Raw genomic sequence first — 14,570 nt, 5'->3', positions numbered from 1 at the left:
GGACGCATGAACCGCTACGCGCACTTCGAAGCGATCATCGCCCGGGCGCGGGAGCGCGGCGCCCCGCCGGTCCACGACTCGAACGCACCGCTGAACTCCGATGGGACAGTGGTGCGGTCGTCGTATGTGGTGCTGCACGACCTCGGCCCGGACGAGATCGGCGATGACAGGTACACCGCCGCTGACGATGTGACCGCGGCTCGCACGATGCGGATCGTCGCCCGCTGTGTGGGTGAGGATCCCGCCGCGGTGCGTCGCGTCGCGGACGCGATGATCGCCCAGCTCGTCGGGTGGACGCCGGTCGTCCCCGGGCGGGTGTGCTGGCCGATCCGGCTCGATGACGAGGGCGAGGTGGAGGACGACCAGAAGGTCTCCCCGCCGCTGCCGTTCATCGACCTGGATCTCATCTATCGATCCACGCCGGAGGGCTGACGAATGGGATTCATCAGAGTGCGCGCGGCCACAGGGCCGCGACACGAGTTCGACGTCCCGGAGGTGACCTACGCGGCCGATCCGGGCGCGTACAAGGTCATCGACCCGGAGCCCGTCGAGACGGCACGCGCGGCCACGTTCGCCGCGCCGAAGAACCGACGTCCGCGGGCGACCGCGGCGACTGCACCGGATGGTGCTGAGGAGGAAGCATGAACGAACAGGTCCAGCGCGGCACAGCCGCAGACGGCAATGGCATCGTCCTGTGGGTGCCGGCAATCGCCGACCCGACGCGGCCGACCCTGGCGGAGCTGACCGCCCCGACGGTCAAGCGGCTGACCTACGGTCTGGCCCGCGACGGTTTCACGCATGAGACGGACATCGTCAAGATCACCTCCGGCCGGTACACGCTGGCGCAGGCGCTCCAGTATGACGGCACCGTCACGGACGACGTGACCGTGAAGTGGGTCTACAACCGGACCACGCCGACAGCGATTGAGGCGACCCTGGGCGCCCCCGGTGTCTCCGGGAACATCGTCCACGCCCTCGGCTACCCGAACCGGCACACGTTCGCGGAGGGCGACAAGCTCAACGCCGTGATTCCCGTGGAGACGTCGATCCCGAAGGACGTCCCCGCGACGGAAAACACGGAGCTGATGAAGGAACAGCGGCTCAACGTCGTCGGCGAAGTGGCCCGCGAAGTCGCGATCGTCGCCGGCCCGTAACCGCGGGCGCAATCTCCGGCAGGGCGGGCACTCCCCACCGCCCGTCCTGCCGGTCTCGCATGTGGGTGGGGGAGAGGTGGGGACCAATGGACGTTGATGAACTGATCGCGGAGGCCCGACAGGTCTTCGAGACCGCGGAGCCGGTCGAACAGGACGTGCTCCTCGGCACGCGCCAGGTGACGGTACGGCTTCGGCCACTCGATGGGACGGCGTGGGAGGATCTCACCGCCCAGCACCCGCCGCGCCCGCGCGTCCCCCGGGATCACGACCTGGGGTACGACCTGAAGGCCGTGCTCAAGGCATTCCCGCGGGTGGAGATCGTGGACGGTGACGAGGTCGATGACCTCCTCCGCGTCGGGGAGGACGGGCAGACGACGAACCGGTGGCCGGCCGTGGTCGACGCGCTCGCCGCCCCCGACATCAAGAACCTGACCGTGGCGCTGTGGGGCGCCCATGAGTGGGAGCACCAGAAGCGGATGGTCGCCGCGGGAAAAGCCTCGAAGGGCCAGCACGCGCCGAAGAGGCCCAGCTAGCCCGAGAGATGGGCGTGACCGTCAGAGAGCTCAACGGCTGGGCTCCCTCCCAGGTCACGGTAGATCACACGGGGGCGGTCATCTCCGTGACGGTCGCGGAGCCGCGGTTCACCCCGCAGGAGAAGGCGGTCCTGATCGCCGCCAGGCGGAGAGCGCTCGAACCGCGCGGCTCGCACGGCATCACGACCGCTGAGGCGACAGACCCCGCGAACGACGGGTCGTCCCCGACTGCGACGGCCCGATTCGTCGCGAAACCAAGCGTGGACTTCGCCGCCGACGCGGTGCGGGTCGCGCAAGAGAAATGGCCGAAGGACGACAAGCGGGCGCTGCTCTGGCGCGCCGAACTCGTCCCCTTCGACTAGGCAAAATTCTTGGCGACCCGGTCGCCCTCAAGCCCCCAGCAATGGGGGCTTTCTGCGTTAAGGCGGTGGTCGAGTGTCGGAACGCGTCATCAAGATTCGGATGTCCGCACAGGTGGCGGAATACGAAGCAGGGATGCTCAAGGCCGCGCGGGCGACCCGTGAGACCGGGACCGAGCTGGAGAAGCTGGAGCAGAAGCGCCAGGCGTTCAACATGCTCGGCACAGCCGGGGTAGCCGCGGGAACGGCGATGCTGGCCGGGTCCGCGCTTGCGGCGAAAGCGGCGATGCAGTGGCAGTCCGCATGGACGGGCGTCACGAAGACCGTCGATGGGACGCCCGCGCAGCTCGCCGAGCTGGAACAGGGGCTCCGGGATCTGACGGGCGTCCTGCCGGCGTCGCATGAGGAGATCGCGGCGGTCGCGGAAGCGGCCGGCCAGCTCGGCATCGAGACCCCGAACGTCATTTCGTTCACGCGGACGATGATCGACCTCGGCGAGTCCACGAACCTGTCCGCAGAAGAGGCGGCAACGAGCCTGGCCCGGTTCGTGAACATCATGGGCACCTCGCAGGACAAGGTGTCCAACCTCGGGTCCGCGCTCGTCGGTCTGGGCAACAATTATGCGACGACCGAAGCCGAGATCATGGCGATGGCAATGCGTCTCGCTGGTGCCGGGAAGCAGATCGGCCTCTCCGAGGGTCAGGTGCTCGGGCTCTCCACGGCGCTGTCGTCGGTGGGGATCGAGGCGGAGGCCGGCGGGTCGGCCATGTCGAAGGTCATGATCGACATCGCTGCCGCCGCGGACTCCGGCGGTGCGAAGCTCGACAAGGTCGCGTCTGCTGCGGGCATGTCGTCCGAGGCTTTCGCGAAGCTCTGGAAGTCGAACCCGGCCGAGGCGCTCTCCGCGTTCGTGAAGGGGCTCGCGAACGCTGAGTCTCAGGGGCAGTCCACCCTTGGAGTCCTCGCAGATCTCGGTATCACCGAGGTCCGGATGCGGGACGCCCTCCTGCGTTCCAGCGCGGCGGCGGACATGTTCGCCGGGGCGATGTCCAAGGGGTCCGAGGAGTTCGAGAAGAACAACGCCTTGGCCGAGGAAGCCGCGAAGCGGTATGAGACGGCCGAGTCCAAGATGCGGATCGCAGGCAACGCGGTCCGAGACGCCGCGATCGACTTCGGCCAGGTGCTCCTCCCCGCCGTCACCGCGGCAGCAGACGGCGTGAAAGGCTTCGCCGACTTCATGGGCGACCTCCCCGACCCCGTCCAGGGTCTGATCGTCATCGGCGGTGTGCTGGCCGGGACGCTTGTGCTGGTCGGAAGCGCCGCTCTGATGGCGGTTCCGAAGATGGTCGAATTCAAGCTGGCGATGGAGACGCTCGGAGTCACGGGCGCGTCTGTCCGCGCCGGGTGGGGACGCCTTACGTCGTTCCTCGGTGGGCCGTGGGGGATTGCGTTCGTCGGTGCAGCCGTCGCAGTTGAGGGGCTGAAGCTCGCGAACGACGCCGGCACGGCTTCCACTGCCGAGCTGGCGAATTCGCTTCGGACGGCATCCGACGCTGCGACCGTCTTCCAGAAGGCCACCTCTGGGCACTCGATTGAAAACTTCGTCCGCGGTGACGGGATGGAAGACCTCCGCAAGCTCCCGGAGCTGATGGACGCTGCGGCGGTCGAGTGGACCGACCTGAATCTCTCCCTCGGCCAGACCGCCGCGCTGGACAGGCTCGGCGACATTGGGAAGGCTCTCGCCGCGCTCGCCGCTGAGGATCTCCCGAGGGCGACCGAGCAGTTCAACATGCTCGCCGAGGGCATGAATCCCACGCAAGCTGAAGAGCTTCTTCGGCGACTCGGCCCTGAGTTCCGTGAGGCGCTTGTGGGTGTCGCGGACGGTGCGCAGCTCGCGGCGAACGACTCGACGCTCCTTGCGATAGCGACGGGAAAGAGCGCGGCGACCGCTGAGAGCGCCGCAGATGCGTATCTGGCCGAAGCGGATCGCGTGGACGATCTGTCCTCGCAGATGCAGGAGTTGATCGATCGGATTAACGAGGCGAACGGCGTCAACCAAGACGCCGTCTCCGCGAACGCCAGCTACTTGGAGGCGTTGTCGGGGATCTCGGCTGAGGTGGATCGTCAGCGAGACGCCTACGAGCAGCTCAATGGGACGACCGATGGGTTCGTGCTCTCGCTGGATCAGAGCACGGTCGCGGGGTCTGCGAATGCGGCGATGCTCTCGGACGTCGCGGCTCGTGCGCAGGATGCGGCGTCGAAGCAATTCGAGGTGGAGAAAGTCACCCTCGGGGCAAAGACCGCCGCCGAAAACTACTCGGCCACGCTCGGTGTTCAGCGGCAGGCGTTGGAGGACGCGGCGACTGCCGCGGGCTTCAGCGCTGAGGAAGTGCAGCTGCTCGCTGACAAGGTCTTCGCGCTGCCGGAGGCGAAGGCGGTTGCGATTCTCGCGGAGACGGCGGCAGCACAATCCGCGGTCGATCAGTTCATTTTCGATAATTCGGGTAGGACCGTTCCGATCTGGGTTAACCCTCAGGTCCAGTCGATGAATGACGCGTTCGCGGGATATCTCGCGAAGCCGAATGAGCGCGGTGGGTTCTATTCCTACGAGGCGTTCGAGGGTGGCGGGATCCGGTCGAATGTGCCGTCGGGGATTTATCCGGGCGGGGCCGAGATTCATAAGTTCGCGGAGAAGTCGTTGGCGTGGGAGGCATATATCTCCCCGAAAGCGGACCAGCGGGACCGGAATGTCGGTGTCTGGATGGAGACCGGCGATCGGCTCGGTGTGCTCGGCCCGCTTGTGGATTCGATCGCGGCGGCGCAGGGGCAGGGGCAGGGGCTAATGCCTGGTGACCGGTTGTCGCTGGTTGTCGATGGGCGTGAGTTCGAGGCGTATGTGCAGGCGAAAGCGGCGGGTGTTGTCGCCGCGAATGAGCAGAGGCAGATGTCGAGTCTTCGGGGGGAATGAAATGCGTTTCCAGATCGAGGATCTGATATTTGAGGGTGGGAGCGGTCCGGCTCGGTACACGATCGAGCCGGACAGCATCTCCGGGTGGCTGCTCGGCGGCACGTCGATGCGTCGTGAGCGCATCGATCGCCCGGTGGGGCCGGGATGGTTCTCCGGGCAGGCGTACCCGTCGGGCCGGTCGATCTCCTGGGGTGGGCTCGTCCACACGGACGGACCCGACGATCAGGAGTTCGCGCTGCGGACCCTGGAGGCGCTGTTGCGCGACGGGTCCACGGCTCGCCTGCACGGGCACGGCCGCTGGAATCTGTGGACCGATGTCGTACGGGCGGGTGAGCCGTCGCATTCGATCCTGGTGCCGGGCCGGCTGGCACGGTACCGGCTCGGCTTCGAGGCGGACGACCCGGATCTCTACGGGGAGACGCACGTCTTTCAGGCGGGTGAGCCCGCCGCGCACCAGGGGTTGCTCCCCGCCCATCCGGTGTTCACGGCGACGGGGAACCGGCCGGACGGGTACACGATCACCGGCCCTGGCGGGCGGCGGATCGTCGTGGCGGCACCGCTCCTTCCGGGGCAGACGCACGAGATCCCCACGGCGGAGGGCGGGCTGTACGTCAACGGCGTCCGGGTGCCTCGGGGCATCCGTGTGTGGCAGCCGTGGACGATCGGCCCCTCCGTGCCGGGTGTCGTGCAGACCGTGACGAGTGGTGTCGCCCTCCGGGTCGCCGTCACGGACACGTATGGGTAGGAGGCCGCATGGCTGAGATCGTCGCGCATGTCTGTGACGGGATCACGGGCGACCGGATCGACACAGTCCCCATCGCGGATTTCCCCCACTCTCGGCTGATGTCGGCCCGGGGGGATGCCTCGGCGGCGGTCCGACTGAACGGAACGTTCTCCAAGCCGGCGCTGAAGGAGCTGCTCACCCCGTGGCGGAATCTGATGGTGCTGGAGCGGGACGGGGTCGTCCAGTACGGCGGGTACATCATCGGGCGCCCGTATCAGCTCGGCGCGTCCGAGGTGACAGTGCGGCTCGGGGATCTGTGGGCGCTGATGGCGCGGCGGATCATGACCGGCAGGACGGCGCAGAACGTCGTCTTGTGGAATGAGACGGTCACCGGGACGCTACCGCAGATCGCCGCGTGGCATATGTCGGAGTCCTGGAATCGGAATGTTCTTCCGTCTCCGAAGTTTCCGTTTTCGATCGGTCCTTTCCCGGACACGAAAGCGATCACGCGGAAGTATTTCGGGTACACGATGCAGACCGTCGGCGATGTGCTGTCGTCGCTGATGTCGGAGGGGCTGGACATCTATTTCCGGCCGCAATGGGCAGGGGATGGTCGGTTCGAATGGCACATGCTCGGCGGTGAGGCATGGTCGTCACAGGTTGTCCGAGAATTCAACGTCTCCGCTAAGAAGTCGCCCGTCATTTCCTTCTCGGAAGACGTGAATGCGGGAGGGCAGACCAACAACGCCGACCGTGTGGGCGAGGGCAGTGAGATCAAACTGCTCGTCAACTCGCATGAGAACAGGGCGTCGCCGCTGCCTCTGCTGGAGCGGATAACGATGTCGAAATCGGTCAACGATATCGACCAACTGCATGCCCTCGCCGTCCAGGACATTGCCACGTTCGGGAAGCCGGTCACGGAATGGTCGTTCGTTGTCGATGCGGATCTCCCGGCTGATGTCGGGGATATCGCGGATCTCACATTCGACGGTGACAAGTGGATGGACGACGGCACCTTCCCGCACCGGATTGTGCGGGTGAATGCCGGTATCGGGCGGACGAAGACGATCGCTGTTCAGCCAGACGGGAGGGCGTGAATGGGTGTGAATCACCTCGGAGTGCCGCTCTCCTATGAGGATCTCATGCGGATGGTCCGGGAGATCGCGACCTCCACCATCCAGAATGCCGCGATCGGTCGTGCAGGGCTCACCGTCTACGGCGGCGGGTGGATCACGATCGAGAACGGTGGGCTGTCCGTCACCGGACAGGCCAGCGTCTCCGGCTCCCTGATCGGCTCGGGAACATTCCTGTGGACCGGCCCCGTCAACATCGCCGGCAACACCTACGTGTCGGGGACGCTCAACGTCGTCGGCCCGACTGCGTTCGGCAACACGGTGACCATCACCGGGGCGACGACGATCGGCGGCACGACGACGATCGCCGGGGCGACGACGATCAGCGGCGCCACCCTCCTGAACGCGGATCTGACCGTGGGCAGCGGGCGGATCCTCTGCGGGGCTGTGACGATCTCGCAGACCGGCGGCGGTCAGGTGAGCGTGGGGAACGTCTCGATCACTGGTGGCGGGTCATCGGGTGGACAGGTCTACTCCGCCTCGCAGCTAGAGCTCCGCGGGGAATCCGGGGTCCGGGTGATCGGCAAGCTCTCCACGTCCGAGATCGTCGCCCTCGGCAAGGTCACCGTGGCGGGAGACCTCGTCGCGGCGACTTTGGACGTGGCGGGGGCGAAGAACTTCCGGATGCCGCACCCGCTGAAGCCGCGCCATTGGCTGCGGCATGGGTCTACGGAGTCGCCGATCTCGGGGACCGAGTACACCGGGCGGGCATCGCTGGACGGTACCGGCCAGGCGGTGATCATGCTCCCGGACTACTTCGAGGCGCTGAACAAGCCCGGCGGGCGCACTGTCCATGTGACGCCGGTTGGACGGCCGTTCCCGGTCGGTGCGGATGAGGTGCAAGGCGGTCAGGTGACCGTCTACGGCGAGCCCGGACGGGACGTCTACTGGCTCGTCAAAGCGGAGCGATTCGGCGGGGACTTCCCCGTCGAAGAGGAGATCGAGGAGGAGGCGGCATGAGCGTGATCACCGGATTCATGTCCGATGCGGGCCTGAAGTCGTTCCAAGGCCGGTTCCCCCGGCTGGCGTTCGTGCTGGACCGGGTCGCGACGAGCGATTCGCGGGTGATGACCACAGCCCCCGTCTACGCGACGATCACCGACGCGACGGGCGCCCTCCGGGTGGATGTCGCACCGACGGAGACCATGATCCCCCGAGCAACGTACACCGTGCGGGCGACGTGGGATGCCGGGACGGGCATGGACGTCCTCTACGGTCTGCGCGTCCCGATCGGTGGTGGGGCGCTGTCGGATCTGATCCTGGCGTCTCGGTCGGTCGAGGCCGATCCGATCCCGTGGGGCTACGGCCCACCCCCGGAGGCTCTGGCCTCCGGAATCTACTACGACGCTGTCGCCGGGATGATGTACGGCGCCCAGAGTGAGGAGGTGGTGAGCTGATGGCAGGACTCATCCCCATCGGGAAGCCCGAATTCGCGTCCGACCCGACAACGGCGGGCCTGATCGACCGGGAGGGGACCGAATCGCAGGCGGCGGTGGACCGTCGCGTGCAGACACAAGTCACTCCTCTCGTAGCCGACGCGCTGAATGAAGACGCGGGGCTCCGGGCGACGGTCGCGGATCTCGCGGCCACCGCCGTGGAGGCGGACATCGACGGCCGCGATCTGGTCGAACGTGCAGACCCGGGCATCCCCCGCGGGGCGGACCTGACGGGCGATGTCGCGGGCGGATTCCGAAACGATTACGGGCAGTTCCCCGCCTACCTCAGCAAGGGCAACGCGTGGGCGGTGAAGGAGCTGCGGCTGCTCGGCGATGGGACGACGCTCAGGGGTGGAGGCGTCGAGGGCGCCTTGTCGGGATCCGTCGGCCGCGACTCGGCAGGAATCCCCCGACTGGGGGAGGACGCGATCGGCCCGGACGGCACCGTCCCGCAGTGGGTTCTTGACCGCTGGTCGAGCCGGATGGGCGTCGTCGGACGCTCCGCAGCCCCCGAGTGGTGCCCGGAGCCGACCCTGTACGACCCGGCCGCGGCGACCTTCAACTTCCGGCCGGATCAAGTCCTGCGGTGGACGTCGGCACTGGAGAGCGCCCGGGTGGGCGCGGGTGTCGCATCGATCATGGTCGCCGGGGACTCGGTCAGCCGTGTGATCGGCAGCGCCGCCCCGGGAGAGTCCGCGGACGCGGACGCCTGGCCGTGGCAGCTCCTCCGCTCCCTCGGCGTCCCTGTCGCCGGCCGCGGTATCCGCTGGCCCAATGGCGGCATGACCATCCAGAACGCCGGCACCGCGGCCAGCTCCGCCCTGCCGATGCCCGGCGGGTACTTCTCGCAGGGCATGGTGCGGGTCGTGGACGACGGCTCTCGGGCCTCGTATGTCAGCCCGCCGGCCGCGCCCGAGGTGACCGAGACCGATGAGGTCTGGATCTACGGCGGCGACATCACCGGCACATCGGTGGTCACCGTGGACGGTGTCGCCTACACCTGGGCAGGCTCCGCATCGGTCACCGGCGCCGACATCCCGTACATGCCGGGGCTTCTGCCCGGGCAGCGAGTCGGCCGGCTGACCGTCCCGCGGGGCGTGCACGTCGCCCGAGCACACGGCACCCCGGACGGTGTCCCGATCGGGGGAATCGAACTGCGCCGCAACTCGGGCGCGGTCATGCACCTCGCCGGCTTCTCCGGGAAGACGCTCCGCGCATTCTCGACCTCCACGGCCGGGAACCTCGACGGGCTGGGATGGGCGACGATCACCCGACCCACGCTCGCGATCGACGCCCTGGGCCTCAACGACTTCAAGGACCACATTCCGCTGTCGCAGTACAAGGCCGACCGGATCGCGCTGTGGTCGGCGATGCGGGCCGCGGGAGCCGACGTGTGGTGCGTGCTATCCCCACAGCCGGACTACACCAGATTCCCGACCGACCACATCCTCTCGCCGACGTATGCCGAGTACCTCCGGGCGACGTGTGAGGCGGCGCTGGAGGCGGACGTCCCGGTCCTGGACGTCGCCGCCGCATGGAAGAGCTACGAGCACTCCTCCTACTTCTACAGCGAGACCGATGGGACTCACCCGAAGTTGCCCGGCCTGCGCGTCCTCATGGCGCTCGTCCGCAACGCACTGACGAAGGGACACTAAGCATGCCGTTCTTCTTTCCCGTGACGACGGAGTACGATCCGACGCTCCCGACCGTGGTCCACCCCGCCGGGGTCACCCCGACCGGGCGGTGGATCGCGGACACCCTCCCGCTGGGGGCGGTCGCCTCCTGGAAGCCGCTCGTCGGCGGTGTCTCCCTGACGCCTCCGTCCGGAGCAGCCGCGCCGGTCGTGAAGACCGACGCCGCCGGCTTCCGGTACGTCGAGTTCCGGTCGGGGCAGGCTCTCGCCGGGGCGCTGACCGGGTCCGGGTACGGGCTCGTCACCGTCGTCGCCCGGATCCCCGCCGGACGCGGTTCCGGGCCGGCGTTCATGGGTGGCGGCGCCAACCTGAACTGGTCCTCGGGCTTCTCCAGGATCGAGTCCAATCGATCCGGCGGGGCGGCGGAGAACGAAGCGACCGGGGCGGGGACGGCGCCGACCGGAAGGTGGCTCACGCTCACCCTGACCGTGGACTCCCCGCAGACGGCGTCCACGATCCGGGTATCGGGGATCTCCGGGGCGCCGCGGACCACCACGGCCACGGGGATCTTCAGCACGCTCACGATCGGCGCGCAGGGCGGCACCGCCTATCCGATCGACGTCGCGGAGATCATCTACGCCGCAGGCACGGTCCCCCCGATCTCCCCGATCGAGGCGGCGATGCGCAGCTACTACGGCACCTGAGCGTGCCCCGAGAACAGGAGGACGCATGACGGACCTCGGACATGGGAGAGGGTGGCTGAATCCCGAGCCGGCAGAGTCGATCTTCCGGATCGATGCGCAGATCGGTCACCCCCTCCAGATCACCGACGCCGGCCGCACCTGGGACCAGCAGATGGAGGATTACCGCGCATACCTGGCCGGGACGGGCGCGTACGCGCTGCATCCGGACACGCCGTCGGTGCACCAGCTCGGCGAAGCGGCCGACACCGATGAGGGCCAGGACATCCTCCCGGTGATGGAGGAGCACGGCTGGGTGCGCACGGCCTTGGCCCGCGAGGAGTGGTGGCACTTCGAGTACCTCCGCGCGAGGGACAGGCACTACGGCGAGCAGGCATACACGCTGCCCGCCCCGCCCGTCCCAGTCGTGGTCCCGCGCCTGGTGATCCCGGCCGGCGCACTGCGCCGGCAGCGGATGAGGGGAGCGGCCCGTGGCTGAGTATCCCGGAGCTGCCCGTGCAGGGCTGAGCCCCAATCGGTCCCGCCGAGAGGGCGGCATCAGTCTGTTCATCGTGCACCACTACGCGAGCACGCAGGATCCCGAGTCGGCGTGGAGGCGCTTCAACACCGAGAACGACCGCTCGGTCAGCCCCAACTATCAGGTGAACGCCGACGGGACCGTGTTCGAGGTCGTGCCGCCGCGATGGTGGCGGGCGTGGACGACGGGAGCGATCGACCATCAGGCGATCACCTGTGAGACGCAGAACACCACGCGCGCTCCCGGGTGGGGGATCTCTCCGGAGTCTCATGAGGCCATCGCCCGCCTGGTCGCCTGGGCGCACACCGAGCACGGGATACCCCTCCAGCGCGCCGAGGTCGCGGACGGCAACCGGGTCACCCGTCCGGGGGTCATCGGCCACCGGGACACACCCGCCGGCCGCGAGTCGGGGACCGAATGTCCCGGCCCGTCGATGGACATCGAATGGATCATCGCCCGCGCCCGGCAGATCACCACGGGCGACAAGCCCGCCCCGCCGGTACCCCCGGCCCGCATCGCCGCACCCGTGGCGACGCTACGCAGAAACCGCCTTCGGGCACAACGCAAGGAGAGTACACATGGCTGAATCCGGCATCAAGGCAATGCACTACCCCCGCACCAGCGACAACCAGACGATCATCTTCCTCTGGAACGAACTGTCCGGCTTCGCGCACGAGGTCGAGGGAACCACCGCCGAGACCAACAACGCCATCTCCCAGATCTGGGGAACCGGCCCGTTCATCCTCGGTACAGAGTCGTGGGCGTCCGCGATCAAGCGCGACCTGGCGAAGGTCCGCACCGGCTCCGCCTGATGACCTACGACCCCGAGACCTACTCCGTCCCGGAGATCGCCCGCCTCCTCAAAGACCTCCGTGCCGAGATGGGCGGGCTCCGGGAGCAGGTTCAAGCGCTCGCCGGCACGTTCGTTACCCGTGGGGAGTTCGAGGCATGGCGGACCGCCTATGACCGTGAGGTCCGCGACCTGAAGGCTGATCTCACGGAGACGCGGACCGCGACGGCCCCCGTCCGTGTGTCGGGCTGGACGATCGCCGCTTTCGGGCTGTCCGCGGTCGTCGGCCTCGGCTCTCTGCTGGGCCTCGCCATCACCCTCATCAACATCATCCCCTGACAGGAGCATCATGACGACTGACCCTCTCATCCCCGTCGCGACGGTCATCGCGGCGAAGCGCGGTTTCCTCCGTACCGCCGCAAACGCTCTCGCGTCCGCGATCCCGATCGGCGCGATTGCGATCGGCACGACCGGCGATTTCTGGATCGGTGTCGGCCTCGGCGCTGCCGGCGCTATCGCCTCCTCGATCCTCGCGGGAACCGCTTCTGCCCTCTCGATCCTCTCGAAGGGCATCCCCTCGGACTACTCCGATGTCGCTCTGGTGAAGCTCTCCGCGCTCGACGCGGATGAGCAGCACGCGACCCTGGACGGCGCTCGCGGCCGGGCTCTGCTCCGCCGCGACCTCCGCTAGCCCCGGCCCCCTCACACGAACCGCCCCGCTTCTCTTCGGAGGAGCGGGGCGGTTCGTCGTGTCCGGGGATCCCCGCGTGGGCAGGGAATGGCTGTGGTGAAGAGCCGGTTCGGACCACCCCCGCTGAGGCGGGGACATGTGGGCAGGTTAGCAGGGTCAGGGGTCCGGGGTCTCGCTGACGAGGATGGCGTCCCAGATTCGGCGTGTGGCGGCGTAGAACCAGGCTTCGACGCGGTACAGGCTGTAGAGGGTGCCCTGGTGCTCGTGGCCGATCTGCGCGGCGGCGCGGTAGGGGGTCGTCTCTACGAGGCGTCGGCCGTGGGCGCGCACGAGATCCCCGAGCCGGTCCGCCTGGTCCGTCGCGCACAGCTCGTCCGCGACCGCGGCATCCAGGACGCTCTCCAGGTGGGTGAGCCCCCCGTCGCGGGGGTCGCCGCCGTGGGAGCCGGCGGCGATCTCGATGTTCTGGACGAGGTGCCGGTACGCGGCGAGGAGGCTGGTGGCGTGGCGGGCGATGCTGACGGCTCGGGTCGGGTCGGCGAAATCCCCGGCGGTCAGGGTGATGCTGGTCGTGGTGATGTCATCGATGCGTGCCCGGTAGACGTCGGTGGCTGGGGTGGCGGCGACGACTCGCACAGAGGTGGCCGGATCTATCGCGCGGGAGGTGGTCAGGGCGGCGATGTGCGCGGCGATGGGCCAGGTCGTGGTTCCGCCGGGCAGGATGCGGGGGAGGAGCCGCCATGCCGGCCAGGGCGACCGGAGCGGCTTGACCGGCCCCCGGCCCGTCTTGCCGGGGGTGCGCCATGCGTTCATCGGGTCGCGGACACCATCGTCGGCGGTGTGTCCGTTGCTGACGATCGCCCCTGTGGCGGCTCCGTCCTGGATGTGCAGGCGGATGCGGCGGGACTGCCAGGTCAGCACGTCCGTGATCCCCGTCGCCAGCCGGGGTAGGTGCTCCTCGGACGGCGGGTGCTCCCACGCGGGCATTCCGGCCGGGTCGGGGACACGGTTCAGGAGCAGTGTTTCCGCGAGGGTGGCGCCCTCGACCCGGAGCAGCACCCGGTCCAGCGGTGCGCCGATCACCGGATACGATTTTCCCTTGCTGGTACGGGGGTCGCCGGACGCGGCCGACTTGATCCCCGCCGGATGGTAGGCGTGTGCGGACACCAGCCACCGGGCGGCTTCCTCCAGGGTGAGGGAGGCGTCCAGGGTCGGGTAGAGCGAGCTGTCCGGGATCAGCTCGCTCGGCGGCTTCACCCGGCCGGTGAGCCCCGGGATCTGCATGAACGGCGCGTCCGGGTCGGCCAGCTCGAACCGGTCCGCCCACTGGTCCAGGTACGCGGTGACGGATCTGGCGTGGATCCGCCGTGCCATCCACATTCCCAGCGGGTCCGCGTCCAGGTGATACACGACAGCGAGGAGGAGGCGCAGGATCGCGAGGGACTGCCATTCCGTGTCCCCGCTGACCCGGGTGTACTCGTGCGCGCGGACCAGCGCATCCCGGATGCTCACCACGTCCCCACCACCCTCGACCCGCCGTACGGGGATCCACGGATCCCGCGCCAGATTGAAGGTCACTTCCCGAGCGCCTTCCGGATCGTCATTCGATTCAGGCCGGTCTCCCGGCTCATCGCGGTCTCCGCCTGATCTGCGGATGCGGCGATGATCGCCCCCGTCAGAGAGGCCATCGCCGCCCGCTCCGCCCGCCGCGCCGTCACGTAGGCGTCCGTGATCGTCGCGAGTGTCGCATCGCCGAGGATGAGCATCGCCGCGGTCGAGAACGCGGCCTCCCGGTCGTCGGCCAGGTCTCGCTCCGGATACCGTGCATGCACCATCTCCGATGCTCTGTGCAGTGCTGCGCGCTGCTCCGCGGTGACCTTCACGTCGCCCAACCAAGCGTCCAGCTCGTCGCGTTCCTGCATGCTCATCT

19 protein-coding genes are annotated in these 14,570 nt (G+C 68.3%); 17 read left to right on the top strand and 2 right to left on the bottom strand.

Annotation, left to right across the window (positions count from 1 at the left end):
• The first annotated feature begins 6 nt into the window (after window positions 1-6).
• The 17 genes from J2Y69_RS15215 (at window position 7) to J2Y69_RS15135 (ending at window position 12,640) form a co-directional block, all read left to right on the top strand.
• The gene (locus tag J2Y69_RS15215) at window positions 7-432 is read left to right on the top strand and encodes a hypothetical protein (protein WP_310022294.1); all 426 of its coding nucleotides are present in this window, start codon (window positions 7-9) and stop codon (window positions 430-432) included.
• A 3-nt stretch (window positions 433-435) separates the two neighbouring features.
• Entirely contained in the window at window positions 436-645 is a 210-nt protein-coding gene (locus tag J2Y69_RS15210; protein WP_310022292.1) for a hypothetical protein, read from the top strand.
• Window positions 642-1,154, top strand: coding sequence for a phage tail tube protein (locus J2Y69_RS15205; protein ID WP_310022290.1), 513 nt, complete (start codon window positions 642-644; stop codon window positions 1,152-1,154). Before J2Y69_RS15210 ends, J2Y69_RS15205 begins: the two co-directional genes overlap by 4 nt.
• Window positions 1,155-1,240: 86 nt before the next feature.
• Window positions 1,241-1,687: a hypothetical protein gene (locus J2Y69_RS15200; RefSeq protein WP_310022288.1), complete on the top strand. Its 447-nt coding sequence runs from the start codon at window positions 1,241-1,243 to the stop codon at window positions 1,685-1,687.
• A gap of 14 nt (window positions 1,688-1,701) precedes the next feature.
• Entirely contained in the window at window positions 1,702-2,049 is a 348-nt protein-coding gene (locus tag J2Y69_RS15195) for a hypothetical protein (RefSeq protein WP_310022286.1), read from the top strand.
• Window positions 2,050-2,149: 100 nt separating this feature from the next.
• Window positions 2,150-5,014, top strand: coding sequence for a phage tail tape measure protein (locus J2Y69_RS15190; RefSeq protein WP_310022283.1), 2,865 nt, complete (start codon window positions 2,150-2,152; stop codon window positions 5,012-5,014).
• 1 nt (window position 5,015) lies between these two features.
• Entirely contained in the window at window positions 5,016-5,759 is a 744-nt protein-coding gene (locus J2Y69_RS15185; RefSeq protein WP_310022280.1) for a hypothetical protein, read from the top strand.
• Between the two features lie 8 nt (window positions 5,760-5,767).
• Window positions 5,768-6,835 (top strand): hypothetical protein, encoded by a 1,068-nt coding sequence (locus tag J2Y69_RS15180; protein ID WP_310022278.1) that lies wholly within the window; start codon window positions 5,768-5,770, stop codon window positions 6,833-6,835.
• Complete coding sequence (locus tag J2Y69_RS15175) at window positions 6,836-7,831, top strand: hypothetical protein (RefSeq protein WP_310022276.1); 996 nt, start codon at window positions 6,836-6,838, stop codon at window positions 7,829-7,831.
• Window positions 7,828-8,268, top strand: a complete 441-nt coding sequence (locus J2Y69_RS15170) for a hypothetical protein (protein ID WP_310022274.1) — start codon at window positions 7,828-7,830, stop codon at window positions 8,266-8,268. The genes J2Y69_RS15175 and J2Y69_RS15170 overlap by 4 nt, the downstream gene beginning before the upstream one ends.
• Window positions 8,268-9,962: an SGNH/GDSL hydrolase family protein gene (locus J2Y69_RS15165; RefSeq protein ID WP_310022272.1), complete on the top strand. Its 1,695-nt coding sequence runs from the start codon at window positions 8,268-8,270 to the stop codon at window positions 9,960-9,962. Before J2Y69_RS15170 ends, J2Y69_RS15165 begins: the two co-directional genes overlap by 1 nt.
• Before the next feature lie 2 nt (window positions 9,963-9,964).
• On the top strand, window positions 9,965-10,645 hold the full coding sequence (locus J2Y69_RS15160) for a hypothetical protein (protein ID WP_310022270.1): 681 nt from the start codon (window positions 9,965-9,967) through the stop codon (window positions 10,643-10,645).
• A gap of 25 nt (window positions 10,646-10,670) precedes the next feature.
• The gene (locus J2Y69_RS15155) at window positions 10,671-11,120 is read left to right on the top strand and encodes a M15 family metallopeptidase domain-containing protein (RefSeq protein ID WP_310022268.1); all 450 of its coding nucleotides are present in this window, start codon (window positions 10,671-10,673) and stop codon (window positions 11,118-11,120) included.
• Complete coding sequence (locus tag J2Y69_RS15150) at window positions 11,113-11,745, top strand: peptidoglycan recognition protein family protein (protein ID WP_310022266.1); 633 nt, start codon at window positions 11,113-11,115, stop codon at window positions 11,743-11,745. Before J2Y69_RS15155 ends, J2Y69_RS15150 begins: the two co-directional genes overlap by 8 nt.
• Entirely contained in the window at window positions 11,738-11,971 is a 234-nt protein-coding gene (locus tag J2Y69_RS15145) for a hypothetical protein (protein WP_310022264.1), read from the top strand. Before J2Y69_RS15150 ends, J2Y69_RS15145 begins: the two co-directional genes overlap by 8 nt.
• The gene (locus tag J2Y69_RS15140; RefSeq protein WP_310022262.1) at window positions 11,971-12,288 is read left to right on the top strand and encodes a hypothetical protein; all 318 of its coding nucleotides are present in this window, start codon (window positions 11,971-11,973) and stop codon (window positions 12,286-12,288) included. Before J2Y69_RS15145 ends, J2Y69_RS15140 begins: the two co-directional genes overlap by 1 nt.
• A 10-nt stretch (window positions 12,289-12,298) precedes the next feature.
• Window positions 12,299-12,640 (top strand): hypothetical protein, encoded by a 342-nt coding sequence (locus J2Y69_RS15135; protein ID WP_310022259.1) that lies wholly within the window; start codon window positions 12,299-12,301, stop codon window positions 12,638-12,640.
• A gap of 156 nt (window positions 12,641-12,796) precedes the next feature.
• On the opposite strand, the gene casA is transcribed toward J2Y69_RS15135, so the two are convergent.
• Both casA and J2Y69_RS15125 read right to left on the bottom strand, forming a co-directional pair.
• Complete coding sequence (gene casA / locus J2Y69_RS15130) at window positions 12,797-14,218, bottom strand: type I-E CRISPR-associated protein Cse1/CasA (RefSeq protein WP_310022257.1); 1,422 nt, start codon at window positions 14,216-14,218, stop codon at window positions 12,797-12,799.
• The gene (locus J2Y69_RS15125; protein ID WP_310022255.1) at window positions 14,215-14,562 is read right to left on the bottom strand and encodes a hypothetical protein; all 348 of its coding nucleotides are present in this window, start codon (window positions 14,560-14,562) and stop codon (window positions 14,215-14,217) included. Before J2Y69_RS15125 ends, casA begins: the two co-directional genes overlap by 4 nt.
• Window positions 14,563-14,570 lie beyond the last annotated feature (8 nt).

This window comes from Microbacterium resistens (genome assembly GCF_031456305.1).
Lineage (GTDB): Bacteria > Actinomycetota > Actinomycetes > Actinomycetales > Microbacteriaceae > Microbacterium > Microbacterium resistens_A.
The sequence above is the reverse complement of the archived record's forward strand: the minus strand, read 5'-3'. Positions and strand labels throughout refer to the sequence as shown.

Bases quoted from the DNA above. Each gene is read 5' to 3' on its own strand.
- J2Y69_RS15140 (WP_310022262.1), top strand. From the start codon at position 11,971: ATGACCTACGACCCCGAGACCTACTCCGTCCCGGAGATCGCCCGCCTC.
- J2Y69_RS15205 (WP_310022290.1), top strand. From the start codon at position 642: ATGAACGAACAGGTCCAGCGCGGCACAGCCGCAGACGGCAATGGCATC.
- J2Y69_RS15215 (WP_310022294.1), top strand. From the start codon at position 7: ATGAACCGCTACGCGCACTTCGAAGCGATCATCGCCCGGGCGCGGGAG.
- J2Y69_RS15175 (WP_310022276.1), top strand. From the start codon at position 6,836: ATGGGTGTGAATCACCTCGGAGTGCCGCTCTCCTATGAGGATCTCATG.
- J2Y69_RS15160 (WP_310022270.1), top strand. From the start codon at position 9,965: ATGCCGTTCTTCTTTCCCGTGACGACGGAGTACGATCCGACGCTCCCG.
- J2Y69_RS15170 (WP_310022274.1), top strand. From the start codon at position 7,828: ATGAGCGTGATCACCGGATTCATGTCCGATGCGGGCCTGAAGTCGTTC.
- J2Y69_RS15200 (WP_310022288.1), top strand. From the start codon at position 1,241: ATGGACGTTGATGAACTGATCGCGGAGGCCCGACAGGTCTTCGAGACC.
- J2Y69_RS15165 (WP_310022272.1), top strand. From the start codon at position 8,268: ATGGCAGGACTCATCCCCATCGGGAAGCCCGAATTCGCGTCCGACCCG.
- J2Y69_RS15185 (WP_310022280.1), top strand. From the start codon at position 5,016: ATGCGTTTCCAGATCGAGGATCTGATATTTGAGGGTGGGAGCGGTCCG.
- J2Y69_RS15155 (WP_310022268.1), top strand. From the start codon at position 10,671: ATGACGGACCTCGGACATGGGAGAGGGTGGCTGAATCCCGAGCCGGCA.
- J2Y69_RS15135 (WP_310022259.1), top strand. From the start codon at position 12,299: ATGACGACTGACCCTCTCATCCCCGTCGCGACGGTCATCGCGGCGAAG.
- J2Y69_RS15125 (WP_310022255.1), bottom strand. From the start codon at position 14,562: ATGCAGGAACGCGACGAGCTGGACGCTTGGTTGGGCGACGTGAAGGTC.
- J2Y69_RS15180 (WP_310022278.1), top strand. From the start codon at position 5,768: ATGGCTGAGATCGTCGCGCATGTCTGTGACGGGATCACGGGCGACCGG.
- J2Y69_RS15190 (WP_310022283.1), top strand. From the start codon at position 2,150: ATGTCCGCACAGGTGGCGGAATACGAAGCAGGGATGCTCAAGGCCGCG.
- J2Y69_RS15145 (WP_310022264.1), top strand. From the start codon at position 11,738: ATGGCTGAATCCGGCATCAAGGCAATGCACTACCCCCGCACCAGCGAC.
- J2Y69_RS15210 (WP_310022292.1), top strand. From the start codon at position 436: ATGGGATTCATCAGAGTGCGCGCGGCCACAGGGCCGCGACACGAGTTC.